Origin of the sequence: Neoroseomonas lacus (assembly GCF_014644535.1) — a bacterium.
GTDB classification, from domain to species: Bacteria; Pseudomonadota; Alphaproteobacteria; order Acetobacterales; family Acetobacteraceae; genus Neoroseomonas; species Neoroseomonas lacus.
Window position 1 is genome coordinate 332,599 of record NZ_BMKW01000004.1, and the last position, 24,945, is coordinate 357,543.

General features: G+C 68.0%; 23 protein-coding genes. 12 read left to right on the forward strand and 11 right to left on the reverse strand.

The features are described from left to right. Positions 1-48: 48 nt before the first annotated feature. The 3 genes from IEY36_RS10160 to acdA are packed head-to-tail and all read left to right on the forward strand — an operon-like array spanning position 49 to position 2,940. Positions 49-954, forward strand: coding sequence for a hydrogen peroxide-inducible genes activator (locus IEY36_RS10160; protein WP_188966936.1), 906 nt, complete (start codon positions 49-51; stop codon positions 952-954). 31 nt (positions 955-985) lie between these two features. Continuing rightward, on the forward strand, positions 986-1,714 hold the full coding sequence (locus IEY36_RS10165) for a DUF533 domain-containing protein (protein WP_188966937.1): 729 nt from the start codon (positions 986-988) through the stop codon (positions 1,712-1,714). 5 nt (positions 1,715-1,719) lie between these two features. Then, positions 1,720-2,940: a 3-sulfinopropanoyl-CoA desulfinase gene (acdA, locus tag IEY36_RS10170; RefSeq protein WP_188966938.1), complete on the forward strand. Its 1,221-nt coding sequence runs from the start codon at positions 1,720-1,722 to the stop codon at positions 2,938-2,940. A 301-nt stretch (positions 2,941-3,241) separates the two neighbouring features. Here acdA and IEY36_RS10175 read toward each other — a convergent pair whose 3' ends face one another. Both IEY36_RS10175 and IEY36_RS10180 read right to left on the reverse strand, forming a co-directional pair. Next, on the reverse strand, positions 3,242-4,981 hold the full coding sequence (locus IEY36_RS10175) for a UvrD-helicase domain-containing protein (protein ID WP_188966939.1): 1,740 nt from the start codon (positions 4,979-4,981) through the stop codon (positions 3,242-3,244). Then, complete coding sequence (locus IEY36_RS10180; protein ID WP_229681236.1) at positions 4,978-6,693, reverse strand: ATP-dependent nuclease; 1,716 nt, start codon at positions 6,691-6,693, stop codon at positions 4,978-4,980. The genes IEY36_RS10175 and IEY36_RS10180 overlap by 4 nt, the downstream gene beginning before the upstream one ends. 587 nt (positions 6,694-7,280) lie before the next feature. Here IEY36_RS10180 and ykgO point away from each other — a divergent pair. Then, positions 7,281-7,406, forward strand: coding sequence for a type B 50S ribosomal protein L36 (gene ykgO / locus IEY36_RS10185; protein WP_188966940.1), 126 nt, complete (start codon positions 7,281-7,283; stop codon positions 7,404-7,406). Between the two features lie 67 nt (positions 7,407-7,473). Here the strand turns inward: ykgO and IEY36_RS10190 are convergent, their stop codons facing one another. Next, positions 7,474-7,851, reverse strand: coding sequence for a hypothetical protein (locus IEY36_RS10190; protein WP_188966941.1), 378 nt, complete (start codon positions 7,849-7,851; stop codon positions 7,474-7,476). Between the two features lie 127 nt (positions 7,852-7,978). Between IEY36_RS10190 and IEY36_RS10195 the strand changes: the two genes are divergently transcribed. Together IEY36_RS10195 and glcE are read left to right on the forward strand one after the other, a co-directional pair. Continuing rightward, complete coding sequence (locus IEY36_RS10195; RefSeq protein ID WP_188966942.1) at positions 7,979-9,427, forward strand: FAD-linked oxidase C-terminal domain-containing protein; 1,449 nt, start codon at positions 7,979-7,981, stop codon at positions 9,425-9,427. A gap of 243 nt (positions 9,428-9,670) precedes the next feature. Next, a complete protein-coding gene (gene glcE, locus IEY36_RS10200) occupies positions 9,671-10,855 on the forward strand; it encodes a glycolate oxidase subunit GlcE (RefSeq protein WP_229681237.1) in 1,185 nt (394 codons plus the stop codon). Between the two features lie 241 nt (positions 10,856-11,096). On the opposite strand, the gene IEY36_RS10205 is transcribed toward glcE, so the two are convergent. Next, complete coding sequence (locus tag IEY36_RS10205) at positions 11,097-11,456, reverse strand: hypothetical protein (protein WP_188966943.1); 360 nt, start codon at positions 11,454-11,456, stop codon at positions 11,097-11,099. 128 nt (positions 11,457-11,584) lie between these two features. On the opposite strand from IEY36_RS10205, the gene IEY36_RS10210 reads away from it, so the two are divergent. The 3 genes from IEY36_RS10210 to IEY36_RS10220 all read left to right on the forward strand — a co-directional run bounded on the left by IEY36_RS10210 (position 11,585) and on the right by IEY36_RS10220 (position 13,675). Beyond that, positions 11,585-12,658, forward strand: coding sequence for a tartrate dehydrogenase (locus IEY36_RS10210; RefSeq protein ID WP_188966944.1), 1,074 nt, complete (start codon positions 11,585-11,587; stop codon positions 12,656-12,658). A gap of 90 nt (positions 12,659-12,748) precedes the next feature. Further along, positions 12,749-12,988 carry a hypothetical protein gene (locus IEY36_RS10215; RefSeq protein ID WP_188966945.1) on the forward strand — a complete coding sequence of 80 codons (240 nt, stop codon included), beginning with the start codon at positions 12,749-12,751 and terminating at the stop codon, positions 12,986-12,988. 474 nt (positions 12,989-13,462) lie between these two features. Next, positions 13,463-13,675, forward strand: a complete 213-nt coding sequence (locus tag IEY36_RS10220; protein WP_188966946.1) for a dodecin — start codon at positions 13,463-13,465, stop codon at positions 13,673-13,675. A gap of 273 nt (positions 13,676-13,948) precedes the next feature. Here IEY36_RS10220 and cuyB read toward each other — a convergent pair whose 3' ends face one another. Together cuyB and IEY36_RS10230 are read right to left on the reverse strand one after the other, a co-directional pair. Continuing rightward, positions 13,949-14,656, reverse strand: a complete 708-nt coding sequence (gene cuyB, locus IEY36_RS10225; RefSeq protein WP_188966947.1) for a cysteate racemase — start codon at positions 14,654-14,656, stop codon at positions 13,949-13,951. Beyond that, positions 14,653-15,414 (reverse strand): sulfite exporter TauE/SafE family protein, encoded by a 762-nt coding sequence (locus IEY36_RS10230; protein WP_188966948.1) that lies wholly within the window; start codon positions 15,412-15,414, stop codon positions 14,653-14,655. The genes cuyB and IEY36_RS10230 overlap by 4 nt, the downstream gene beginning before the upstream one ends. 74 nt (positions 15,415-15,488) lie before the next feature. Between IEY36_RS10230 and IEY36_RS10235 the strand changes: the two genes are divergently transcribed. Further along, positions 15,489-16,319, forward strand: coding sequence for a sulfite exporter TauE/SafE family protein (locus tag IEY36_RS10235; RefSeq protein ID WP_188966949.1), 831 nt, complete (start codon positions 15,489-15,491; stop codon positions 16,317-16,319). Here the strand turns inward: IEY36_RS10235 and IEY36_RS10240 are convergent. From IEY36_RS10240 to IEY36_RS10260, 5 genes are all read right to left on the reverse strand, one after another. Further along, a complete protein-coding gene (locus tag IEY36_RS10240) occupies positions 16,312-17,166 on the reverse strand; it encodes an alpha/beta hydrolase family esterase (RefSeq protein ID WP_188966950.1) in 855 nt (284 codons plus the stop codon). The genes IEY36_RS10235 and IEY36_RS10240 overlap by 8 nt on opposite strands. 79 nt (positions 17,167-17,245) lie before the next feature. Continuing rightward, positions 17,246-18,874: a long-chain-fatty-acid--CoA ligase gene (locus tag IEY36_RS10245; protein ID WP_188966951.1), complete on the reverse strand. Its 1,629-nt coding sequence runs from the start codon at positions 18,872-18,874 to the stop codon at positions 17,246-17,248. A gap of 102 nt (positions 18,875-18,976) precedes the next feature. Further along, positions 18,977-22,048, reverse strand: coding sequence for an efflux RND transporter permease subunit (locus IEY36_RS10250; RefSeq protein WP_188966952.1), 3,072 nt, complete (start codon positions 22,046-22,048; stop codon positions 18,977-18,979). 12 nt (positions 22,049-22,060) lie between these two features. Beyond that, the gene (locus IEY36_RS10255) at positions 22,061-23,143 is read right to left on the reverse strand and encodes an efflux RND transporter periplasmic adaptor subunit (protein WP_188966953.1); all 1,083 of its coding nucleotides are present in this window, start codon (positions 23,141-23,143) and stop codon (positions 22,061-22,063) included. A gap of 58 nt (positions 23,144-23,201) precedes the next feature. Further along, positions 23,202-23,825, reverse strand: a complete 624-nt coding sequence (locus IEY36_RS10260; protein WP_188966954.1) for a TetR/AcrR family transcriptional regulator — start codon at positions 23,823-23,825, stop codon at positions 23,202-23,204. Between the two features lie 150 nt (positions 23,826-23,975). Here IEY36_RS10260 and IEY36_RS10265 point away from each other — a divergent pair, with 150 nt between their 5' ends. Next, positions 23,976-24,392, forward strand: coding sequence for a rhodanese-like domain-containing protein (locus IEY36_RS10265; RefSeq protein WP_188966955.1), 417 nt, complete (start codon positions 23,976-23,978; stop codon positions 24,390-24,392). 43 nt (positions 24,393-24,435) lie between these two features. After that, positions 24,436-24,903: a DUF3237 domain-containing protein gene (locus tag IEY36_RS10270; RefSeq protein ID WP_188966956.1), complete on the forward strand. Its 468-nt coding sequence runs from the start codon at positions 24,436-24,438 to the stop codon at positions 24,901-24,903. The last annotated feature ends 42 nt before the right edge of the window (positions 24,904-24,945 follow it).

Here is a 24,945-nt window from a genome sequence, read left to right on the forward strand (position 1 = left end):
CATTCCCGCCCCTGGCGCGACGCGCAAACGGGGTAATCTCTACAACCGATGATTGCCCTGCCGAGTCCCCAACAGCTCCGCTACCTCGTCGCCCTCGCCGAGCACAGCCATTTCGGCCGCGCCGCCACCGCCTGCGCGGTCACGCAATCGACGCTGTCCTCCGGCATCTTCGCCCTCGAACGCCAGCTCGACGCCGCCCTGCTCGAACGCACCGGCGGCAAACGCCCCGTCTTCACCCCCCTCGGCCGTGAATTGGTCGGCCGCGCCCGCACCGCGCTGGCCGCCCTCACCGCCCTCGTCGAAACGGTCGAAACCGCCCGCGACCCGCTCACCGGCCCGCTGCGCCTCGGCACCATCCCCACCATCGGCCCCTTCCTGCTGCCCCGCCTGATGCCCCGCCTGCGCGAGGCCTTCCCCCGCCTGCGCCTCTGGCTGCGCGAGGACATGACCGACCGCCTCATCGAAGGCCTCGACGCCGGCCGCCTCGACCTCCTCCTCCTCGCGCTGCCCTGCGACTGCGGCGACATCGAATCGGTCTCCATCGCCGAGGACCCCTTCCACGTCGCCATGCCCCCCACCCACCCGCTCGCCGCCATGCCCGACATCCCCCCAACGGCGCTGGCCGGCGAACGCCTCATGCTGCTGGAAGAAGGCCACTGCCTGCGCGAACACGCCGCCTCCGCCTGCGGCCTGCCCGGCACCGCCTCCTCCGAGGAATTCGCCGCCACCTCCCTGCACACCCTGGTGCAGATGGTCGGCGGCGGCCTCGGCCTCACCCTGCTGCCCAGCATCGCCGTCACGGGCGGCATCACCGCCGGCGCCAACGTCACCACCCGCCCGCTGACCGGCGCCTTCGGCCGCCGCATCGCGCTCGCCTGGCGCGCCCGCAGCCCCCGCGCCGACGAATTCCGCGCCCTCGTCCCCACCATTGCGGCCGCCCTGAACGGATCGTAACAATCCCCCACTCGGGGAAGGGCCCACGGCCATGGCACAATTCGACCTCGGCGGCGTGCTCGGCGCCATGCTCGGCGGCACCGCCGCCACGCGCGGCACCCGCCGGCGCGGCGGCAAGCAGGACCTCAACCGCGCCCTCGCCATGCTGGCCGGCGCGGCCATCGAGGCCATGACCAAACCCCAGCAACCCGCCCCGCCACCCCCACGCCCCCGCACCGCCAAACCCACCACCGGCTGGGACGACGCCGTCCCCACCCGCAAACCCGCCCCGACCCGCGCCAGCGTCCCCCCCTCCGGCAGCCCCTGGGGCACGCCACCCACCACCAAACCCGCCCCCACCAAACCCGCGCGCGCCACCGACGCCTGGTCCCCCACCCCGGGCACCCCGCCACCACCCCCCATCGCCGCCGAAGACCGCGAAGCCCTGCTCATGCTCCGCGCCATGATCGCCGCCGCCAAAGCCGACGGCCTCGTCGACGCCGACGAACGCGCCCGCATCGCCGACCAGCTCGACGCCGCCGGCCTCACCCCCGCCGGCCGCGATACGGTCCTCGCGCAATTTGAACAGACCGCCACACCCGAAGCCCTGGCGCGCGAAGCAACCGACCCTATGCTGGCCGCCCAGCTCTACGCCGCCGCCGTCGCCGGCACGGCAACCATCGAAGGCGCCGAACGCGCCTGGCTCGATACCTTCGCCAAGGCACTGCGCCTGGACCGCGCCGCGACCGAGGCCATCGAACGCCGAATCAGGGGAACGTAACCACCATGACCGACCTGTCCGAAGCCGAAGCCCGCCTCCGCGCCCGCGCCCGCGAACTCGCCCAGGACGCCGCCGCCCAGGCCGCCGCCACCGACAAATCCGAACAATACCCCTGGCCCATGGTCGCCCGCATGGCCGAAGCCGGCTTCACCGGCCTCACCATCCCCAAGGAATGGGGCGGCCCCGGCCTGTCCTACTTCGACGCCGTCCTGGTCATCGAGGAATTCTCCAAGGCCTGCGCCGTCTGCGGCCGCATCGCCGTCGAAGCCAACATGGGCGCGGTCGGCGCCATCATGGCCTACGGCACCCCCGCCCAGAAAAAGCGCGCCGCCGAACTCGTCCTCGCCGGCGACAAACCCGCCATCCTCATCACCGAACCCGAGGCCGGCTCGGCGGCGACCAACATGACCACCCGCGCCACCCGCCGCGGCAACGACTGGGTCCTCACCGGCGACAAGACCTGGATCACCGGCGGCGGCATCTCCCGCCTCCACCTCGTCTTCGCCCGCGCCTTCGAGAACGGCGAGGAACAAGGCATCGGCGGCTTCATCGTCATCCGCGACGGGGACGCCATGCCCCCCGGCATGACCGCCGAACGCATCCCCTCCATGGGCCTGCGCGGCATGCCCGAAGCCAACATCACGATGCGCGACGTGATCGTCCCCGACTCCATGGTCCTCCGCCCGCCCGGCGGCTGGGCCCGCGGCTTCGGCCGGCTGATGGACGCCTACAACGGCCAGCGCGTGGGTGCGGCCACCGTCGCTCTCGGCCTCGCCGCCGGCGCCTACGACCACGCCCTCGACCGCGCCCAGACGCGCGAGCAATTCGGCCGCCCCATCGCCGAATTCCAAGGCCTGGCCTGGATGCTCGCGGACATGTCCATCGAACTCGAAGCCTCCCGCGCCCTGGTCTGGCGCGCGGCCCGCTCCGCCGGCCCCAACGGCTTCCCCGACCGCCTGGCGGCAGCACAGGCCAAGGTCATGGCCGCCGACATGGCCATCCGCGTGACCAACAACGCCCTGCAAGTCTGGGGCGCCGCCGGCTACTCCCGCGACAACCCGATGGAACGCTACGTCCGCGACGCCCGCATGTTCGCCATCGCCGGCGGCACCGCCCAGGTGCTGCGGACCCAGGTGGCGGAACAGATCCTGGGGCGGAAACTGCCGCAGACGCGGGACGGGTTCGTCCGGCTGGCGGAAGCGGCGGCGCGGGTGGCGGCGGAGTGAGGCGGGGTCGATAGGGCAGGGGAGGGGCGGTTCTCGGCGCCACGTCCGGCAGCGGAGAGGGGCGCCGCCCCTCTCCGGACCTCACCCCGCCAAAGGCCCGAGGCCTTTGGAAACCGATTTTTGACGTCTACGGTCGAGAGGCGCGGCTCATGTTTGACTGCCTTTGGCCGCTAAGCGACAGCCCGCTCTTAGATACAAGATGCGCGTAGCAGCTACCCGCCGCTTGGTCCGCAGGGCGTGCAGGATGGCGAAAGACGGATTGCGGTATTCTCCTGCGGCAGAGTTGACCCGGTTGTCGCGATCAGGCGTCTGGTTGGACGGGCGCCTCGACGAACCCGACCCGCTTCAGGCCCAATGCCTGAAGCTCGGCCTCAAATTCCACAAGGCAGTTGTCGGGCACTGCAAGGACGAACAGGTCCTGGGCCCGAGTGAGGGCCACATAGCCGATCCTGCCTTCTTCGGTGCCGGTGCCGTTCAGCAATGCCCGAACATGCCCTTTCTGCGCCACATAGAGGACCGCATTCAGACTCTCCCCCTTGACCTTATGTACGGTCGAGGTGCGAAAGGTCGCGCCGACATCAACCGCAAGACCGGCCGCCGGGACCAGAGGGCGCGCCTCGAGCTTTGTCTTGGCGAGTCTGCGGCCGAGATTGTCCGCCGCTTCGAACCCAAACTTCGCGACCATGGTTGCGATCAAGGCCTGCGCGCGTGCGAGAAGCAAGGGATGCCATACGCTGTCGGCAACGAGCGCGGCCGATGGAAGGCCGGTCGTTGGATCGCGTACGAACGACCATATCAGCTGGCGTAAGCGACGCATGTTGTCATCCGCTGGACGCGCGAGCTGCGCCGACAGAGAACCATGTTTTGCGGCGAGTAAGCCGCTCACGGCTAGGCCCGTCTGATTGAAGGCCTGATGGAAGTTCCTTTTTTGGTCGCGGCTGATCGCGGCGTCAGCAAAACATCGCACGACGCCGATGCCCTGTCCGTCGAGCTCGCCGGCCCATTCTGCGGTTAAGGGCTTCGACCGACATAGGACGACTCCCTTTGCAGGATCGATGCCCGCCGCGACCAACAGGCTTCGGAAGGATGTCAGCGCATGATCCCGTTCGGCCGCCTTGAAGGGCATATAATAGGCAGTCGCTCGGTTCACCGCACCCACGCGCTTGGCCGTGTCGGCGCGCTTGGTCAGCTTATTGGCTACGTCCACGATGTCGGGCAGCGATCGGTAGTTGACCGTCAGATTGTGCGCGGACACTCTTGGCCGAGAGCCATATGTCCGCAGAAATGTCCCATCGGCACGCGCGAATTCGTAGATGCCCTGGTGGGGATCGCCGATCAGCGATACCTGTGAACCGGCATCTATCAGAAGCTGGAGGATCGCCTGATGCTCCGGACCAATGTCCTGAGCCTCGTCGATGAGGATGTGAGGATAGCGCCGCGCTAGCGCGCGCAGGACGAACGGCTTTTCGCGCAACACGCGCAGCACCCAGTAACGGCCTGCCGAATGGCTATACGCGCCGACCGATGCAAGCTTGCCCAAGGCGGGTTCGGCTCGTCTCGCTGGGAGCGCCGTAGCGCCTCGCCCGATCGTAAAGTGGAATCCAGCGCCGTTGCATGCGACTTCGATATCCGTTGTCGGCCGCATGATTTTGCCATCATAGACCTTGAAACCGGCCAAGAAGGCTTCGCGGCCTTCGACTAGATAGGGCACCCGGTCGCATTTCATCACCCGGTGCCCGTGCGGCCGCAGGACGTTGCTCGTGATGAAGCCGTCCATTGTGTCGATCTCGACCGCGGAGGATCGGCCGATCATCGGCAGGCTGCGCAGCAATGCCGCATATTCCTTTCGGAACGTATCAACCGCTACATTCGAGAAGGATAGGAGTGCAACCAAACCGGGGCCCTCATGCCGCTGTCGCATGGTAGCTAGCCGATACACGGCCGTTTTGGTCTTGCCGCTGCCCGCGCAGGCCGTGACCGCGATCGGGCCGAGCGGCTGGTCGACGATGTCGCGCTGCTCGGGCGAAAGATCATCGATCATTGGCAGACATGCTTGATTGCATGGAGGATGTAATCAGGTGCCTCGATCTCGAGCTTCTGGTCCTGTATCTGCGCGGCCAACGCCTGCGCGAATCTTCCCTTTGAGACATTGCTACTGGTGCGCTCGAACATGCCTCGAAACAGCGCCTTGGCTTTTGCCTGATCATCCTCGGCGGCCTCAACCAAGATCTTGAGCTCGGCGCCGATCTGAGGATGTATATCCGCTAGCGCCGCCAGCATTGTCGGCCGGTTCTTGGCGATCAGTGCGAGGTCATATTCGAAGGTTTTCTGGCCATGAAAGACCTTCACCAGGCCGTCCTGCGCCTTGAGCATTGACTTGGTCGTATCGGAGGGATCGACGGCATCGCCCGCTGCCGGATAGAGGGCGACCGTCTTGCCCTCTATCTTGGTGCTCGGATCGGCGTCGGTTATCACCGACACCGGGATAGGTATCGCCTTCTCGCCGAACAGCGGCATGAAGGAGTCGAAGTTCAAACCCTCGACGCTAATCAGGCTGACACCATGATCGCGCAGGTCATGCCCGTGGCACTGGGCGAGGACGTTGACCAGCAGCAGTTCGGCGGCCCCCTCGACGAATAATGCACGCCTGGCGAAGAACAGCTCGGCCCGGGTGACATCGAGGTAGCGTGCGAGCTTCTCACGCTTGCCCTTTTCGAACTTCACCGATCGCGGGTGGAATGCCGCCGCCTTGCTTGCTCCTGCATCTACAAGACAAACGATTGAGTCGAGGTCGGCGATACTGGCGAAATTGGGCGAGTGGCTAGTTACGAAGACCTGTACCGGCTTCTCGCCCGGCTCGCCCTTGTCGATGCTCGACAAGTAGCGCAGCAAAACGGCCTGAAGCTGCGGATGGAGGTGCGCTTCGGGTTCCTCGACGATCAGGCTGCGATATGCCGCATCGGCATTCTTAGCGAGCTCGCTCAACACCACCGCCATGAAGATTAGGTTGTTGTAGCCGAGCCCATTCCGCTCGATTTCGAAGGCGTCAACAACGAGCGACAGGCGTGCGGCAAGTTTGCCAAAGTCGGTCCCCGCAAGCCCGACGTCGACCACCTGAGCAAGCTTGGGGCCGAGCATCGTCCGGTGGCGGCCGGAAATCGCGCCGTGGGTGTCCTGGATCGGCCTTTCACCCTTTAGCTTGTTATCCAGCTCCTTAAGCGCCGCCGCGATCGCATCCCGTCCGGGCTCGTCGGAGAGCAGGTGGAGAAGGCGTGAAAGCTGGCTGTTCCGACTCGGCCGCAGGCCCTGCTCAGCGTCACGCAGCGGCTGGAGATAGACGCTGCGCAAGTTCTCCAGCATCGACGACGTCATCGAAAGTTCGTCGAAATCCCCGCACCAGCGGCGAGGCTTCAGGCGTCCCGCCTTATCGGCATCGCCATAGGTCACGCCCATGACCGCTTCTGTCTTGCCGTCGGGACCTTCGTGGATCGCATGCATGAACTCAGCCTCGTCATCGAGGCTCAGGTCCCGGAAGATATACTCAAACCGAATTTCCCCGGTGGCCGCGCCGCCTAGCGGAAGATGAACGTCGTCGCTACTGAAGCGGGGATAAGGATCGTCGGCCCCCGCAAGCAGCGCCCGCAATGCGTCCACGACCGCCGTTTTGCCGATATTGTTCGGTCCGACGATCACGTTGAGGCCCGGCCGAAATAGCAGCGTAGCCTCGCCCACCCGCCGGAAATTCTTGATCATCAGCTGCGCCAGAAACACGTTTGCGCCCCCAAAGCGTTCATCCCCACACGCTGCTATCTCAACCAACGGTCGCCCGGTAGCCGTGGCGATCAAGACTTGTGGAATATTATCGGCGGTGCCGACCACGGCGGCGCAGGAACAGAACTACCGGCCGTAGGGATCATCCACTTGAAGAGGTCTAACGTACGCTTTTCAGCTCTAATCGACGTCAGCGGGTAGTCTGAGCGAGCGACTGCTTTCAGTAATCGACAAGCACCAAGCCCATGACCGGGATGGGCGCAAAGCCGAATCTGAAGGCGCATTCCCCCCTTCAACTACGCTTCGAGAGTCTGAGGAGCGGTTGACGGCATAGGAAAAAAAACTTGAGGCCGTCGTCGCTAGTGTATACCTTTCTTTCTCGCTCTTTGACCCCGTCCATCCGTCCATACACAGGTAGCCACACCCCCCAACCCCCGCCCTTTGTCCAAAACCCGCACTTCCACCCCCCTTAAAATCCTAAAACCCTAAAATCCTAAAGTGCCCCACCCGCCCGAGGTTGACGCCCGCCTCACCCCCCCTTAGAAGCGGCCCCCTCACGAGGTAAGACCATGAAGATCCGTAATTCCCTGAAGACCGCCAAGACCCGCGACAAGAACTGCGTCGTCGTGCGCCGCCGTGGCCGCGTCTACGTGATCAACAAGAAGAACCCCCGCCTGAAGGCCCGCCAGGGCTGAACCCCGCGCCGGGCCCAACCCGGCACGGTCCATGCGAGGTCGAAAGGGGGGCTCAAGCCCCCCTTGTCTATTTCCCGGTGCTTCCGCCGGCCGGCGTCAGCGTCTCGCTGCCCACGCCGCCGCCGGCGCCCTGCGTCCACGTGCCCAACAGCCGCCCATCCGGCTGCACGGCATAGGCAACGACGCCAATCTCCCGCCCGGCGAGATACCCCACCACCAGCAGCGGCCCTTCCGGGATCAGCAGCCCCAGCCCCCGCGCGCTATCCCCGGCCACGCTCCACACCACCCGCCAGGTATTCCCCCCGGCCGCCTCCATCTGCAGCGTCCCGCTATACCGCTGCCCATCCGGCGTCTGCCCCGCCACGGCATACCCGCCCTGCCGCTGCGCCATCGCCGGCCCGCCAAGCCCCGCCACCATCGCCGCCGCCAGAATTACCCGTTTCATGGCCATCCTCCCCGCCGCGCACCACCGCCGGCACCGCAACGAACACTGAACGTCCCCCCACCCCGAAGCAACGCTTGCCGCACCGCCCCCCGATGCGCATCTTCCGACCAATCGGAGGACCGCCGCCGTGATCGCCCTGCCACCGCCCAAGCCCGAAATCCTCGCCCGCCGCGCCGAGATCGTCGCCGCCCTCTCCGCCATCGTCCCCGGTGACGGCGTCATCAGCGACCCCACCCGCCTCAAGCCCTATGAGACGGACGGCCTCGCCGCCTACCGCCAGATGCCCCTCGCGGTCGTCCTGCCCCGCACCACGGAACAGGTCGCCGCCATCCTCCGCTACTGCAACGAGAACGGCGTGCGAATCGTCCCCCGCGGCGCCGGCACCTCCCTCTCCGGCGGCGCCCTCCCACTGGCCGACGCCGTGGTCATCGGCCTGATGCGCATGAACCGCATCCTGGAAATCGACCTTGATGACCGCCTGGCCGTGGTCGAGGCCGGCGTCACCAACATCGGCATCACCAACGCCGTCTCCGGAGACGGTTTCTTCTACGCCCCCGACCCCTCATCGCAGCTCGCCTGCATGATCGGCGGCAACGTGATGATGAACTCCGGCGGCGCCCACTGCCTGAAATACGGCGTCACCGCCAACAACCTCCTCGGCCTGAAATTCGTCACCATCGAAGGCGAGATCGTCACCATCGGCGGCGCCCACCTCGATGCCGCCGGCTACGACTGGCTCGGCCTCATCACCGGCTCCGAAGGCCAACTCGGCCTGGTCACCGAGGTCACCGTCCGCATCCTCCGCGGCCCCGAGGGCGCCCGCGCCATGCTCGCCGCCTTCAACGGCACCGAGATCGCCGGCGCCGCCGTCGATGCCATCATCGGCTCCGGCATCATCCCCGTCGCCCTCGAATTCATGGACAAACCCTGCATCCACGCCTGCGAGGCCTTCGCCCACGCCGGCTACCCCCTGGATGCCGAAGCCATGCTCATCATCGAGGTGGAAGGCAGCACCGCCGAACAGGACGACCTGCTGAACCGCATCAAGGCCATCTGCGAACGCTTCAACCCGATCAGCCTGAAGGTCGCCGAAAGCCCCGAGCAATCCCTCGCCATCTGGAAAGGCCGCAAGGGAGCCTTCGGCGCCGTCGGCCGCATCAGCCCCGACTACCTCTGTATGGATGGCACCATCCCAACCAGCGAGCTGCCCTTCGTCCTCAAACGCATCGGCGAACTCAGCACGCAATACGGTCTCGGCGTCGCCAACGTCTTCCACGCCGGCGACGGCAACCTCCACCCCCTCATCATGTTCGACGCCAACGACGCCGACAGCTTCCACCGCGCCGAACACTTCGGCGCCGACATCCTGAGGCTCTGCGTCGAGGTCGGCGGCTGCCTCACCGGCGAACACGGCGTCGGCGTCGAGAAGCGCGACCTCATGACGGTCCAGTTCACCGCCCGCGAACTCGACCAGCAACGCGCCATCAAGACGGCCTTCGACCCGCAATGGCTCCTCAACCCCGCGAAGGTCTTCCCCCTGCAAGGTGACCTGCTGCCGCCCCTGGCCGCCGAATGACGACTGGCCCACGCCTCGCCGCCACGGCCCGCCGGACGAACGCCCATTGCCGCCCCGAGAGCCTCAGCCGCCGCATGACCATCCCCTTCCGCCTCGCCGCCCCCAACCGCCAGTCGATCGCCGATCGCCGGCCAGCCGCCTTGGCTGCCTCATGTTTCTCCACCGCCCCCTCGCTGCCGTCGGCCGCCTCATGACGGCCGCCCGCCAACCCGCCGTATCGCAGCCTTCACCTGGGAGCGACGTGTGACCGCCTCTGCCGAGACCACCCTCGCACCACCCGACGAAGCCGGCCTCGCCATGCTCGTCGCCGCCGCCCACACCGCCCGCGAACCCTTGGCCATCGAGGGCCGCGGCACCAAGCGAGGCCTCCTCCGCCCCGTCCAGGCCGCCCGCACCGTCTCGACCCGCAACCTGACCGGCATCACCCTCTACCGCCCCTCGGAACTGATCATCTCCGCCCGCGCCGGCACGCCGATCCCGGAGATCGAGGCCGCCCTCGCCGAACATGGCCAGCACCTGATCGCCGAACCCCCTGACACCCGCGCCATCTTCGGCGCCACCGAACCCGCGACCCTCGGCGGCATCATCGCCGCCAACCTCTCCGGCCCGCGACGCATCGCCTGGGGTGCGATGCGCGACCACATCCTCGGCATCCGCTTCGTCAACGGGGCAGGGGAGGTGCTGCGCTCCGGCGGCCGTGTGCTGAAGAACGTCACCGGACTTGACCTCTGCAAGCTCCTCGCCGGTTCCTACGGCACCCTCGGCGTCATCACCGAGATCACCCTGAAGGTGCTCCCCGCCCCCGAGGCCACCGCGACCCTCCTCATCGAGGTCCCCGACATCGCCACCGGCGTGCGCGCCCTCTCCGCCGGCCTCGGCAGCCCGTTCAGCGTCACCGGCGCGGCACTGCTGCCCGGCACCCCGACCATCGCCGCCCTGCGCCTGGAGGATTTCGCCGCTTCCGTCACTTATCGCGCGGGCCGGCTGCGGGAATCGCTGGCCCCCTTCGGCCCCGCCACGCTGCTGGAAGGCGACCCAAGCCGCAGCTTCTGGCGCGAGGTCCGCGACGCCGCCCCGCTCGCCGCCCAGCCCGAGGACGCAATATGGCGCGTCTCCGTCCGCCCCTCCGCTGCACCCGCGGTCGCGCTGACAGCCGAGACCTTGGGCGGCCGCACGCTGCTCGACTGGGGGGGCGGCCTGGTCTGGGTTGCCGCGCCGGCCACGGCCGAGGCCCATGCCGCACTGGTCGCCGCCGCAGCGGTCACCGGCGGCAGTTGCACGCTGTTCCGCGCGCCCGCGGCGCTCCGCCTGACCGTAGCCGTGCTGCCCGCCGAACCCGCGCCGCTCGCTGCCATCGCGCGCCGCGTGAAGGCCGCGCTCGATCCGGCTGGCATCCTCAACCCTGGTCGCATGGGCCCGGCGCCATAGACCGAAGGGGTCTTGCCTGGCCCACCGGCACACTGGTCGGCCGCCTGGCTATTCGTCGCTGGCGCCATTCAGTGGCACGCGGCGCAACGGCGCCTGTCTCCACCTGTTCTGTCGCGCGCTCAACCGCTGTGACGCGCAGATGGGTTGCCGCCATCGTCCAAGGACCGCATCTTGGTGGTGCTTTCCCCATCGCGTCGATGCGCATCCGCGCTTCCGCCCGCCAGAATGCTGACCACCCTGCCTACCCTCCGGCTTCCCGCACCGCGAATTGTGCCTTGCCTTCGGTCTCCAACTGCGCCCGACGCGCGTCGATCTGCCCTTGCACGGCATCGCGGTCGGACCGGCTGTAGCGATAGCGCCGGCAGGACTTGTTCCATTCCGCTACCGCCAGGTTGAAGGCCTGAAGCTGCCCCTGCTTGGCGCCTCGCATGTCGGGGCGGGCGGCCTCGATGCGGATATCGTTGAACATGCACCAGCGCAGTTCGGCGCGACTCAGGGTCCGGCTGCCATCATGCGCTGGCGGATGCGTCTCGGTGACGTCGTCGCCGCAGGCGGCCAGGCCGAGGCCCAGCATGAGGATGGCGGCACCTCGGAGGACCATGTCACGGCTCCCTTCGATTGGTCGACGGAATGCGCCGACGATAATCACGCCAATCGTGTTTGCGCGCCGTGACCTTGCGCTCTCCCCGCGTGTCCTTACGGTGCGCGCCGATACGTGAGGAGACGCCCATGGCAACCCGCAAGCACCGCATCGCCGTCATCCCCGGCGATGGCATCGGCAAGGAAACCACGCCCGAGGGGCTGCGCGTGCTCGACGCGGCGGCGCGCCGTTTCGGCTTCGAGCTCGACCTCACGCATTACGACTGGTCCTGCGAAACCTACGTCCAGACCGGCAAGATGATGCCCGACGACGGTATGGACAAGCTGAAGGACAGCGATTCCATCTTCCTCGGCGCGGTGGGCTGGCCGGGCGTGCCGGACCACGTCTCGTTGTGGGGCCTGCTGATCCCGATCCGCCGGCAATTCGACCAGTATGTCAGCCTGCGGCCGTGCAAGCTGCTGCCGGGCTCGAAGTCGCCGCTGGCCAATCGGGGGCCGGAGGACATCGATTTCTACGTAGTGCGCGAGAATACGGAGGGCGAGTATTCCTCCGTCGGCGGGCGGATGTTCCCCGGTACCGACCGCGAATTCGCTTCGCAGCAATCGATCCTGACGCGCATCGGCTGCGACCGCATCATGAAATACGCCTTCGAACTGGCGATGACGCGCAAGCGGCGGAAGGTGACCTCGGCGACCAAGTCGAACGGCATCACCTTCACCATGCCGTACTGGGACGAACGTTTCGCCGAGATGGCGAAGAACTACCCCGAGGTGACGACCGACCAGTTCCACATCGACATCCTCTGCGCCCATTTCGTGCAGCATCCGGACTGGTTCGACGTGGTGGTGGGGTCCAACCTGTTCGGCGATATCCTCTCCGACCTCGGCCCGGCGGTGGCCGGCTCGATCGGCATCGCGGCCTCGGCCAACATCAACCCGGAAAAGACCTATCCGTCGATGTTCGAGCCGGTGCACGGCTCGGCCCCCGACATCGCCGGCAAGTTCATCGCCAACCCGATCGGGCAGATCTGGTCCGGGGCGATGATGCTGGAACATCTGGGCGAGGCGGAAGCCGCCGCATGCATCGTCTCGACCATCGAGAAGCTGCTCGCCGAGGGCGGCCCGCGTACCCGCGACATGGGCGGCCAGGCCGGCACCGTCGATGTCGGCAAGGCCATCGCCGATGCTGTCTCGGCGGCGTGACGCCGGCGTGACTTGAACCGCGGCGGAACAGCGGCTACCTTGACCATCTATTGCGAGTGATTCGCAACAGACCCCGTCGGAGGTGGCCGCATGGCCCAGGAGTTCAGCCATATCGCGCGGCGCTGCGAACGCGCCGTCGTGACCGCCTATCGCGAACTTCGCGAGCAGGGATCGGCCGATATGAGCGCCTTCGGTGCCTGCACGGCGCTGTATCGCATCCATCACCCGGAATCCTCGGTGAATGAGGCGCGCCGGCTGGTGGCCGAATGGATCGACCACCATGTCGTCCGTGGTGATACCGGGCCGACCGACGGCTGCGACTGCGACTGAGGGAAGCTGAGCTGGGAGGCCATGCCCTCCCGAACACCGCCGGCGCAGGCTGGATCGCATGGCGTTCGACCGCGTTCACGCAATGCATGCCAACCCTTTGTTTGAGCGAGCATCTTCGTCCGCCTGAGAGATTCCACTCAGGGCCCTTGGATCCGTGTGACTTCAATTCAGCCACCTCGCGGAAGAGCGCGGCGCGTGGCGACATGCCTTCAGCAACGTCGCCCCCAGGCAGCCGTCGCCGAGGATGCACATCGTATCGTTGACGGCGGGGCACTCGATCACCATCCGCTTGTCGTCGCCGCACCTCGAACACCTCACGGCACCGCGGGGTCTTCCCGAATTTCCAGCAGCCGGTGGTGGGGCCGATCCCAATTGCTGTCACGCTGGCTATCGCCACACATGTCGTGCACCAGTGCTTCGATCGCGGTGCTAGGCTGGCCTTGCCCAAGTGCGGGCCAAATCATGGAGGCGACCATGGAAGACGAAGTTGTCTACCGCAGGACCGATCTGGTTGGCAGTTCCAAGAAATCGGTCAGCGACGCCATCGAAACCGCCATTGGCCGGGCGGCAAAAACGCTGCGCCACATTGAATGGTTCGAGGTCGGCGAAATACGCGGTCGTGTCCAGGATGGCAAAGTCGCCCAGTACCAGGTCAGCATCAAGGTTGGATTCCGCGTCGAAGCGTGACGCGGCGCCCATCCTTGCAGCGGCGTGGCGTGCAAGGCGGGCATCCTGCCAAGCACAGGCGGGACGGCGACGGGCACGCCCATGTTCGCCGCCGTTGTCGCTCGGCTTCAGTGCGTGACCGGCTAGCCACGTCACGGCCGTTGCTCGGTGTATTGCGGCTCGGATCTGGAGCCAAATCATGGCGGCGATCGGTCGCAAGCCGTGTCTGGCGATCCAGGAACCCGGGTGGGGTGAGGTCCAGGGAGGGGACGATTGCCTCTCCGGCGGCCTGCCTCACCCAGCCGGCTTCGCCCAGGCAATCGCCGCCCGCGCCAGCGCGTCGATGGTATCCGCCACCGGGAAGGGCAGCGCCGGTCCGGCCGAAATGCCAAGCGGGATCTCCGTGCAGCCCAACACCACCGCTCGCGCGCCGCGCTCGATCAGCCGCCGCGCCACCTCGGCCAGTGGCGCGTAGGACTCCGATACCTTGTTCGCCTTCACCAGGTCGATCGCCGGCATGACGATGCGGTCCATCTCCGCCTCGCGTGGCACCAGGCAGTCATAGCCCCGGCCCTCCAGCCGCGCCTGATACAGGCGCATCGCCAGCGTGCCCTTGGTCGCCATCAGCCCAATCGGGCCGCCGGCGATGCCAAGCCGCAGCAGTTCATCGGCCGCGGCTTCCACGATGTGCAGGATGGGCAGGCGCGTCGCCGCCTGCATCGGCTCGAACCAGCCATGGGCCGTGTTGCACGGGATGGCGATGGCGCCGCAGCCGGCCGCCTCCAGCCCGGCAATGCCGCGCAGCAGCGCGGGTAACGGGTCCTCGCCACCCGACAGCCGCGCGGCGGTGCGGTCGGGCACCCGCGGGTCCGACCACAGGATGGCGGGGATATGGTCCTGGTCCCGTTCGGCCGGCGTCAGCAGCGTCAGCCGCTGCATGAAGGTCGCCCCGGCCAGCGGCCCCATGCCGCCCAGCACGCCCAGCACCCGCGCATGGCTCATGCGAATATCCCATCCCAGCTCAGCTTCAGACCCGTCACCAACAGCAGACCGTAGAGCAGTTGGTAGAACAACGCATCGGGCACCCGCTTCTGCAGCCAGATGCCGAGATAGACCCCAACCGGCGCCAGCGGCAGCAGCACCAGGCTGGTCGCGAGGTTCGTCGCCGAGAGGTTCCCCAGCAGGAAATACGGGATCAGCTTCACATAGTTGACGATGCCGAAGAAGACGACGCTGGTCGCCGCCATCACCTGCCGGTTCAACTGCCGCGGATACATATAGATCGCCAGCGGCGGCGACCCGGCATGGGCGATGGTGCTGGTGAAGCCCGACGCCGCCGCGCAGATCACCGCCTTGACCGGGTCATGCGGTACGGGCGCCGGCGGTTCCCGATGCCGCCGCAGCCACAGCGTGCGGGCCAGGAAGGCCAGGGTGGTCAGCCCGACCATCGCCTTGATGGCGCGGTCCGAGAACAGCGTGAAGGCGAGCCCGCCGACCAGGATGCCGACCAGCGCCCCGGGCACCAGCACGCGCATCTCGCGCTTGTCCCACCGTCCCCACCAGGCCTTCAGGCCGGAGACATCCATCGCGCACAGCAGCGGCAGGGCGATGCCGGCGGCGATCGGCGCGGGGACCGACAGCGCCATCAGCGGCACCAGCAGATTGCCCGCCCCGCCGGCGAAGCCGCCCTTGCTGATGCCGGTGATCAGCACCGCCGGAATGGCCAGGATATAGAACCAGGGGTCGATGATGAAGGGCAAGGCGGGGTGACGCTGAAAGGGTCAGCGTGTATGCCACATCCTCCCTTCCCAGCCCATCCCGGACCTGCGCTTCCATGGAACACCTCAACGATCCCCTGTGGCTTCTCGGGCTCGCCGCCGCGATGGCGGCGACCGGGCTGGTGTCGGGGACCCTGGCCGGGCTGCTCGGCGTCGGTGGCGGCATCGTCATCGTGCCGCTGCTGTTCAGCGTCTTCCCGATCTTCGGCATCCCCGAGACCATCCAGATGAAACTGGCGGTGGCGACCTCGCTCGCCACCATCATCCCCACCTCGATCCAGTCGGCGCGCAAGCACTACGCCAAAGGTGCGATGGATGTGGCGCTGCTGCGTTCCATCTGGCCGGCGATGCTGGCCGGCGTGGCACTCGGCACCTTCCTCGCCGTCTATGTGAAGGGGGAGGGGCTGACGGCGGTGTTCGCCGTGGTGGCGCTGATGGTGGCGCTCAACATGGGCTTCACCGGGGTCGAGTTCAAAATCACCGACACCGTGCCGGAAGGCCCGCCGCGCGCCGCCATCGGCATCGGCATCGGCGCGGTCAGCGCCATGATGGGCATCGGCGGCGGGACGCTCGGCGTGCCGCTGCTCTCGATGTTCGGCGCGCCGATCCGCTCGGCGGTGGCGACCGCTTCCGCCTTCGGGCTGATCATCTCGATCCCGGCGACGATCGGCTTCATCTGGGGTGGTTGGAGCGACCCGCTGCTGCCGCCCTGGTCGCTCGGCTACGTCAACCTGATCGGCTTCGCGCTGATCGCGCCGGCCTCGATCCTCGCGACACCCTGGGGCGTGCATCTGGCGCACACCATCCCGCCGCTGTGGCTCAAGCGCGCCTTCGCGGTGTTCCTGCTGGTGACCAGCCTGCGGATGTTCTGGAAGCTGTTCACCTGATCGCCGTGAAGAAGCGCCAGATTTCCTGAGTCGCATCCGGCACCGGCGGGGCACCGGGCCCGCCGGGCCACACATGGCCGCCGCCGGGGATGGTCCAGAACACCGCCTCGGCGCCGCCGCAGGCGAAGCGTTCCACCCGCGCCCCCGCCCGTGCCGGCAGCGCCTCGGCGCTCGCCTGGCAGCCCGCGCCCGACCCCCAGGCGGCGGCGAAGTCGCGCACCGGCATCATCAGCCGGCCGCCCTGCATCGGCAGCGTGGTGTCGGCGGTGCCGTTGAACAGGATGGCCGGCCCATGGGGGTTGTTGCGGCAGGGCGAGACATAGCCGCCAGAAACCAACCCCACCCCCGCGACAAGGTCGGGCGCGAAGCAGCCCAGCGCGGCCGACATCATCGCACCGTTCGAGATCCCCGCCGCGAAGATGCGCCGTTGGTCGACCGGCGTGCGGGCGGCGATGTCGGCGACCACGGCGCGGGTGAAGGTGATCTCGGTGCGCGGGTCGCGCAGCACGCGCCAGGTGCCCTCCTCGCCTTCCGGATAGGCGATGATGACGCCCGCCTGGTCCCCAATCGCGGAGAAGCGCGACAGCCGCTCGACCCGCGCCCCCTGGCCGCCCATGCCATGGAACACCAGCACTAGCGGTCGCGGCCCATCGGCATGAGGCGGCCGATGCAGCAGGTAATGTCGCGTCGCGCCATCGACCGTGATGGCGATGCGCTCCGTGCCGGGCAGTGGGTCCATCAGCACGGGGGCGGCGGGCCGGCGGGCGACGCGGTCGCGCAGCCTCTCCCGCGCCAGGGCGGGGGTGGCGAGCAGGAGCAGGGCAAGCAGCAGGGACAGGCGTGGCAAGGTAGACTCCGGCACGGCAGTGGCTTCCGCACCCTGCCACGCCGAGTGCTCGTCGTGTGCGACGAAGCGCAACCATGCCTTATCCCGGGGCTTGGTGGTCCTTGAACATCTCCCGCAATTTCATCTTCAGGATCTTGCCGGTGGCGGTGTGCGGGATCTCATCCACCACCACCAGGTCATCCGGCAGCCACCATTTGGCGACCTTGTCGGCGAGGAAGTCGCGCATCTGGGCCAGCGAGGGCGACAGCACGCCGGGCTTCATCACCAGGATCAGCAGCGGCCGCTCATCCCATTTCGGGTCCTTCATCGACACCACGGCGGCCTCGGCCACGCCTGGATAGCCGACCGCGGCATTCTCCAGCGCGATGGAGGAAATCCACTCGCCACCCGACTTGATCACGTCCTTGGAACGGTCGGTGATCTCCATGTAGCCGTTCTCGTCCATGGTCGCGACGTCGCCGGTGTCGAAGAAGCCCTCGGCGTCGAGGATCTCCTCCTCCTCGCGGCGGAAATAGCGGCGGCTGATCGCCGGCCCCTTTACCTTGAGCCGGCCGAAGGTGGTGCCGTCCCAGGGCAGTGATCTGTCGTTGTCGTCGGTGATCTTCATCTCGACGGTGTAGGGCGGGGTGCCCTGCTTGGCCTGCAGGCGGAGCATGGCGTCACCGGTCAGGTGCGCAACCTCCGGCTTCACCGCGAAAAGCGTGCCGACCGGGGAGAGCTCGGTCATCCCCCAGGCATGGACGACGCGCACGCCGAATTTCTCCTGATACGCCTTGGTGATGGCGGGCGGGCAGGCCGACCCGCCGATCGCCACGCGATCCATCGTGTCGATGCGCGACCCGGTGGCTTCCAGGTGCTGCAGCAGCATCATCCACACCGTCGGCACGGCGGCGGAGAAATTCACCCGGCCGTGTTCGATGACTTCATGCACCGAGGCGCCGTCGAGCTTCGCCCCCGGCATGATCATCGCGGCACCCACCATCGGCGCGCACAAGGCAAGCGACCAGCCATTGGCGTGGAACATCGGCACCACCGGCATTACCCGGTCGGCCGCACCCAGTCCGAAGCAATCGACCTGGTTGCAGGCCAGCGCGTGGATCACGTTCGAGCGGTGCGAATAGACCACGCCCTTGGGGTCGCCCGTGGTGCCGGAGGTGTAGCAGATGCCCGCGGCGGCGTTCTCCTCCACCCGCACCCAGGCGAAGTCGCCATCGACCCCGGCGATCCAGTCCTCATAGGCGATGGCGTCGCGCAGTGAGGTCTCCGGCATATGGGCGGCGTCGGTCAGGATGACGAAGCGCTCGACCAGCGGCAGCTTGTCGGCCAGTGCCTGCACCATCGGCACGAAGCTGAGGTCGAGCATCAGGATGCGCGACCCGGCATGGTTCATGATCCAGGCGATCTGGTCGGGGAACAGCCGCGGATTGACGGTGTGATAGACGCCGCCGGCTCCGGCGATGCCGTACCACGCTTCGAGGTGCCGCCAAGTGTTCCAGGCCAATGTTGCGACGCGGTCGCCCGCCTGGATACCGTCCTTCACCAGCCGCTGGGCCACCCGCAGGGCGCGACCGCGCAGCGTCGCGTAATCGGTGCGGTGGAAGGGGCCTTCCACGGATCGGCTGATGATATCCCGGTGCGGATGCTGGACCGCGGCATGGTCAAGCACCGTATGCATCAGCAGCGGCCAATCCTGCATCAGGCCAAGCATGGCGTATCCTTCCCCGCGTGGCCCGCCTTGGCGGCGGGCCTTCCGTCGGACAGGCTACACCGATTCAGGGGGGCGCCAGGAAGGGCTGACGCGCCGGACGCGTCATTCCGCCGGTGCGAAGGCCAGCCCGGCTCTCGCCGCCGCCCGGCGGCGCCAGGGCAGCGCCAGGGCGTAGAGCGCGGGCGCCACCATCAGGGTCGCGACCGTCGCGAGCGACAGGCCGCCGATCATGGCGATCGCCATCGGCCCCCAGAACACCGAATGCGTCAGCGGGATGAAGGCCAGCACGGCGGCGAGCGCGGTCAGCAGCACCGGCCGGGTGCGGCGCACCGTGCTCTCGATGATGGCGGTGCGCAGGTCGCATCCGGCCTCGAGATCCTGGCGCACCTGGTCCACCAGGATCTGCGTGTTGCGCATCACCATCCCCGCCAGCGCGATGACGCCGAGCAGCGCGACGAAGCCGAAGGGCGCATCCATCGCCAACAGCGCGAAGGCCGCGCCGGGTATGCCGAGTGGCGCGGTGACGAAGACCATCGCCGTGCGCCCGAAATGCCGCAGCTGCGCCATGAGCAGCACCAGCATTGCCGCGACCATCACCGGGAAGATGGCAAACAGCGCGGCATTGGCCTTGCCGGATTCCTCGGTGGCGCCGCCGGTCTCGATGCGCAGGCCAACGGGGAGGGCATCGATCACCGGCCGCAGCCGTGCCGCGACGGCGACCGAGACATCGGGGCCCTGCAGGCCGGGTGCGACATCGGCGCGTACGGTGATGTAGGCCTCGCGGTTGCGGCGGAACAGAATGGGTTCCTCCGACACAGGCACCAGCCGCGCGACCTGCGACAGCGGCACCGGACCGGCCGGCGTGGCGAGCGAGAGGTCGGCCAGCGTCTCCGTCGTCAACCGTTCATTCGCCGGCGCGCGCAACACCACATCGATCAGGCGATTGCCCTCGCGATACTGCGTCGCGGTCGCCCCGGTCAGCAGCAATTGCAGGGAGGAGGCGACCTGCGCCGGTGACAGGCCGAGTTCGGCCACGCGGGCGCGGTCCAGTTCCAGGCGCAGGGAGGGCGCGCGCTCGCTCCAGGACAGCGACGCGTCGCGCGTGCCCGGCGTCGCGCGCATCACGGCGAGCACCTGCTCGGCGGCGGTGCGCAGCGCGGCAGGGTCGTCGCCATGCACACGGAACTGCACCGGGTAGCCGACCGGCGGGCCGAAATCGAGCCGTGACACCCGCACCCGCGCCTCCGGCACCAACCCGTCCTGCACCAGGCCGATGAGCCGTTCGCGCAGGCGTTCGCGGGCGGGCACGTCGCGCGCCTGCACCACCAGCTTGGCGAAGGCCTCGTTCGGCAAATCGGGGTTCAGCGCCAGGAAGAAGCGCGGCGAGCCCTGGCCGAGATAGGTCGTCACCAGCCGCGCATCGACGTCGCCCTCCAGCGCCTGTTCGAGGCGCCGTGCGGCCTCGAGTGTGGCGGCAAAGCTCGCCCCTTGGCGCAGGTTCACATCGACCAGCAGTTCGAGCCGCGCCGAGGTCGGGAAGAACTGCTTGCGCACCACCCCCATCGCGGCGAAGCCGGCGACCATCACCAGCAGCGTCCCGCCGATCACGACCAGCCGGTGCGACACCGACCAGCCGACCACGCGACGTAGCAGGCGATAGCCGTGCCCGTCATAGGCCTCGTGATGCGACCCTGGCTTGGGGCTCGGCAGCAGCTTCACCCCGAGCCAGGGCGTGAACAGCACGGCGACCACCCAGGAGGCGATCAGCGCGAAGCCGACCACCCAGAAGATGCCGCCGGCATACTCGCCGGCCGAGGAACGCGCGAAGCCGACCGGCAGGAAGCCGGCGACCGTCACCAGCGTGCCCGACAGCATTGGCCCGGCCGTCGAGGTCCAGGCGAAGGTCGCCGCCTTGGCGCGCGTCCATCCCTGTTCCAGCTTCACCACCATGGTCTCGATGGCGATGATCGCATCGTCCACCAGCAGGCCAAGCGAGAGGATCAGCGCGCCGAGGGTGACGCGTTCCAGCTCCATCCCCGTCGCCAGCATCAGCAGGAAGACGATGGCGAGCGTCAGCGGCACCGACAGCGCGACGATGATCCCGGCGCGAACACCGAGCGAGAGAAAGGAGATCACCATCACCACGCCCAGCGCGGCGACGAACTTCAACAGGAATTCTGCGACGCTTTCCTCGACCACATGCGCCTGGTCGACGATCGGCGTGACGGTGATGCCGACCGGCGTGACCCGACGCTGCGCTTCCATCGCCGCGGCGAGGTCGGCACCCAGCGTCAGCACATTCACCCCCGGCTGCTTGGCGACGGCGACCAGCACCGCCGGCTGCCCGCCCTGGCGGATGCCGCTCGAGGGCGGGTCGGCATAGCCGCGCGAGACCTCGGCGATGTCGCCCAGGCGCAGCGAGCGCCCGCCGGCTGCGATGGGGACCTCGCGGATCGCGGACAGCCCGTCGAAGCCGCCATCGACGCGCAGATGCAGCCGGGTGTCGCTGCCTTCCACCACTCCCGCTGGGGCGACCGGGTTGTGCCGCGCCAGCGCATCGATGATCGCCTGCGGCTGCACACCCAGGCTGGCGAGGCGCGCATGGGCGACCTCGACATGAATGCGCTGCGCCTGCTCGCCGAAGATCTTCACCTTGTCCACGCCGGGCACGCGCAGCAGCCGTGCGCGGATCGCCTCCGCCTGGCGGACCAACTCGGCATTCTCCGCCCCGCTGACGGCATAGATGGCCGACCAGACATCGGAATACTCATCGTCGAAGAAGGGCCCAAGCACCCCGCTGGGCAGCGCCTGGCGGATGTCGCCGACCTTCTTGCGGACCTGGTACCAAAGGGCCTGCACCTCGCGCGGTGGCGTGGTGTCGCGCAGCACGATGGTCATCACCGCCTGGCCGGGGCGAGTGAAGGTCTCGACACGGTCGAGATACGCCAGGTCCTGCAAGCGGCTCTCGATCGGGTCGGCGACCTGGCGCTGCATCTCCTCGGCGGTCGCACCCGGCCATTGCGCGGTGACCACCATGACCTTGAGGGTGAACCCCGGATCCTCCGCCCGTCCAAGCCGCAGATAGGCGAAGGCCCCGGCGGCGCCGAGCATGATGATCAGGAACAAGGTCAGCGCACCGTTGCGCACACCCCAGTCGGAAAGGTTGAAGCCCATGGAGGCGCAGCCTCAGCGCAGCGTCGCGGCGGCGCGGGTCTGCACCACGCGCACCTGGCTGCCGGCATCGAGCAGTTGCGGGCCGAGCGCGACGACCTTGTCGCCTTCCGCCAGCGCCCCGCGCAGCGCCACCTGCGCCTCGCCGAGATGGGCGACCTCGACCGGCACGGCGACGAGGCGGCTGCCCTGCACCTTCCACACCATCGGGCCCTGGCCGCGATCGAGCAGGGCCGAGGCGGGCAGCAGCGCGACCGGCGCGGATTCGGCGCGCAGCCGCACCGTGCCAGTCATGCCGAGCGCGGCCCAGCCCGGCGCATCCGGCAGGGCGAAGCGCACGGCATAAGTGCGCAACGTCGCATCGGCCTGGGGCGCCACCTCGCGCAGATGGGCGGCGATCGGCTCGCTGGGTCTGGCCCAGAGCAGAGCCTCCGCCCGCGCGGTGGCGAGGTCGGGCAGGGCGCCTTCGGGCACCTGCACCAGCAATTCGCGCTCGGCCGGGTCGGCCATGCGCATCACCACCTGGCCCTCGCCGACCACCTGGCCGGCCTCGGCAAGGATGGCGGTGACGACGCCATCCGACGGCGCACGCAGGATGGTGTGGTCGAGCCGGTTGCGTGCCAATTCCAGCGCGGCCCGGGCGGAGGCGACGCGTTCCTCCGCACTGCGCGCGGTGGTCTGGCGCTGTTCGTCGAAGGCGGCGGCGACATGCCCGGCGACGAGCAGGGTGCGCGAGCGGCCGGCTTCGGCCAGCGCCCGGCGCGCCTCGGCTTCGGCGGCGGCGAGGTCCGCCTCGGCTCCGCGGACCGAAAGTGCGATGTCGGTCGGGTCAATGCGGGCGAGATCCTGCCCCGCGGTCACCGTGGCGCCCATGTCGACCAGCCGCGCGGCGATGCGCCCGCCGGCGCGGAAGGCGAGGTCGGCCTCGCGCCGGGCGCGGATCACGCCGGCGAAGGCGCGCGGCTGCTCGGCTGGGGCGAAGCGGATTTCGGCGACCTGGATGGGCTTTGGCGCCTCGGCCTCGGCGGCCTGGGGGCCGGGGTCGCGACAGCCGGCCAGGAGGGCGAGGGCAGTAAGGGCAAGGACGGGGACGCGCATGGCGGATCTCCTGGGAGTGGCCAGGTTATCCAAGTTGAGTGAGAAAAGTCAATAATCGTCAGTGATCAGGTCTCAATCCTTTGATCAGCAAGTCGAGCATCGATTCGAGCTCCCCGGCCATCCGGATCTCATCCGTCAGATTCTTGGCGAGGCTCTCCGCGATGAGCACCGGGTGCATCCAGCACAGCGTCGCCTGCTTGATCATCCGCGCCGTCGCGGCGGCGTCGAGGGCCCCGAATTCCCCCCGCGCCGCGCCATCGGCCAACACCCGGCCGAGCGCGCTTTCGACCCGGGCGATGAAGGCGGCGACCACGCCCCAGTGCTCGGCCATGGCCGCGGTGACCATGTCGTGCATGCGCTTTTCCTTGAAGAAAAGCGCCATGTGGCGGGCGTGCAGCAGACGCATCATGCCGCGCAGGCGGTCGGCGGCGGCGCCGGGACCATTGGCGATGGCGTCGAGGTCTCCGGCGACGCCGGCCAGCAACCGCTCGGCGATCGCCTCGTTGATGGCGCTTTTCGAGGCGAAGAAGCGATAGACATTGGCTGGCGACATGCGGAGTTCGCGGGCGATGTCGGCCACCGCCGTCTTCTGGTATCCCATGGAGCGGAACAGCGCCTCGGCGGCGTCGAGAATGTTCAGCCGCGTAGCGGCTGCGCGATCTTCCTGGGTGCCTGGGCTCATTCGATTCATGGTCTGAAAGAATCCGTCAGTCGTCAGAGCATCATACGGTCGGCCTGCCGCGGATGGAAGCAATGACACCATCGTGGCTGTTGCCCTTGCTGCACCACCGTACCATTTTGATAGCAGCATTTTCCCGCAAGGAGCCGCACTGTGGCAGGCGTTCCGGATATCAGCCCGAAAGAGACTTGGCGGCGCCTCTCCGAGGATGCCGATACTGCGCTGGTCGATGTCCGCACCGATGCGGAATGGAATTTCGTCGGCCTGCCGGACCTCGCCGCGGTAGGCAAGCAGCCTGTGCTCATCCCCTGGCAGATCTACCCGACCATGCAGGTGAACGGGCATTTCGCCGACCATCTGCACAAGGCGGGGCTGACTTCGCTGCACAAGATCTTCTTCATCTGCCGGTCCGGCGCGCGCTCGCTGGCGGCGGGCCAGGCGGCGCAGGCGGCGGGCTTCCCGCATGTCTTCAACGTGGCCGATGGCTTCGAGGGCCCGGCCGATGCGGATGGCCATCGCGGCACCGTCGCCGGCTGGAAGGCCGACGGCCTGCCCTGGCGGCAACGTTGAAGCGCGGGCATTCTCCCCTCACCATTCAATGGGGGAGAACGCCATGACCACCTTGCCGCTGACATCCGAGTTCCTGTTCCGCTTGGCGCTGTCTGCCGGCGCGCCGCAGATGGCTGGCACCGCGACCAATGGCGAGCTGCGCATCATTCCGGTGACGGGCGGCACAGCTGAGGGCCCGCGCTTCACCGGCGAATTGGTGCCCGGCACGGCGGCCGACTGGCTGCGCGTCTTCCCTGACGGCACCGCGCATATGGATGTTCGGCTGACGCTGAAATCGACCTCGGGTGCCATCGTCTACATGCACTACACCGGCCTGCGTCATGGCCCGGCCGAGGTGCTGGCCCGAATGAACAGCGGCCAGCCGACCGATCCCTCGGAGTATTATTTCCGCACCGCCATCCGCTTCGAAACCGGCTCACCGGAATTCGCCTGGATGAACAAGGTGATCGCCGTGGGCATCGGCCAGCGCCCCCCTTCGGGCCCGACCTACGACGTCTACGCCATCGCCTGATGGCCGCCCCCGCCGCGCCAGTGCTGCCCAGGTAACCGACAA

Bases quoted from the DNA above. Each gene is read 5' to 3' on its own strand.
- IEY36_RS10220 (WP_188966946.1), top strand. From the start codon at position 13,463: ATGGAAGACGAAGTTGTCTACCGCAGGACCGATCTGGTTGGCAGTTCC.
- IEY36_RS10175 (WP_188966939.1), bottom strand. From the start codon at position 4,981: ATGATCGATGATCTTTCGCCCGAGCAGCGCGACATCGTCGACCAGCCG.
- IEY36_RS10270 (WP_188966956.1), top strand. From the start codon at position 24,436: ATGACCACCTTGCCGCTGACATCCGAGTTCCTGTTCCGCTTGGCGCTG.
- IEY36_RS10215 (WP_188966945.1), top strand. From the start codon at position 12,749: ATGGCCCAGGAGTTCAGCCATATCGCGCGGCGCTGCGAACGCGCCGTC.
- IEY36_RS10160 (WP_188966936.1), top strand. From the start codon at position 49: ATGATTGCCCTGCCGAGTCCCCAACAGCTCCGCTACCTCGTCGCCCTC.
- IEY36_RS10190 (WP_188966941.1), bottom strand. From the start codon at position 7,851: ATGAAACGGGTAATTCTGGCGGCGGCGATGGTGGCGGGGCTTGGCGGG.
- IEY36_RS10180 (WP_229681236.1), bottom strand. From the start codon at position 6,693: ATGATCAAGAATTTCCGGCGGGTGGGCGAGGCTACGCTGCTATTTCGG.
- IEY36_RS10205 (WP_188966943.1), bottom strand. From the start codon at position 11,456: ATGGTCCTCCGAGGTGCCGCCATCCTCATGCTGGGCCTCGGCCTGGCC.
- IEY36_RS10165 (WP_188966937.1), top strand. From the start codon at position 986: ATGGCACAATTCGACCTCGGCGGCGTGCTCGGCGCCATGCTCGGCGGC.
- IEY36_RS10250 (WP_188966952.1), bottom strand. From the start codon at position 22,048: ATGGGCTTCAACCTTTCCGACTGGGGTGTGCGCAACGGTGCGCTGACC.
- IEY36_RS10235 (WP_188966949.1), top strand. From the start codon at position 15,489: ATGGAACACCTCAACGATCCCCTGTGGCTTCTCGGGCTCGCCGCCGCG.
- IEY36_RS10260 (WP_188966954.1), bottom strand. From the start codon at position 23,825: ATGAGCCCAGGCACCCAGGAAGATCGCGCAGCCGCTACGCGGCTGAAC.
- ykgO (WP_188966940.1), top strand. From the start codon at position 7,281: ATGAAGATCCGTAATTCCCTGAAGACCGCCAAGACCCGCGACAAGAAC.
- IEY36_RS10210 (WP_188966944.1), top strand. From the start codon at position 11,585: ATGGCAACCCGCAAGCACCGCATCGCCGTCATCCCCGGCGATGGCATC.
- IEY36_RS10255 (WP_188966953.1), bottom strand. From the start codon at position 23,143: ATGCGCGTCCCCGTCCTTGCCCTTACTGCCCTCGCCCTCCTGGCCGGC.
- IEY36_RS10245 (WP_188966951.1), bottom strand. From the start codon at position 18,874: ATGCTTGGCCTGATGCAGGATTGGCCGCTGCTGATGCATACGGTGCTT.
- acdA (WP_188966938.1), top strand. From the start codon at position 1,720: ATGACCGACCTGTCCGAAGCCGAAGCCCGCCTCCGCGCCCGCGCCCGC.
- cuyB (WP_188966947.1), bottom strand. From the start codon at position 14,656: ATGAGCCATGCGCGGGTGCTGGGCGTGCTGGGCGGCATGGGGCCGCTG.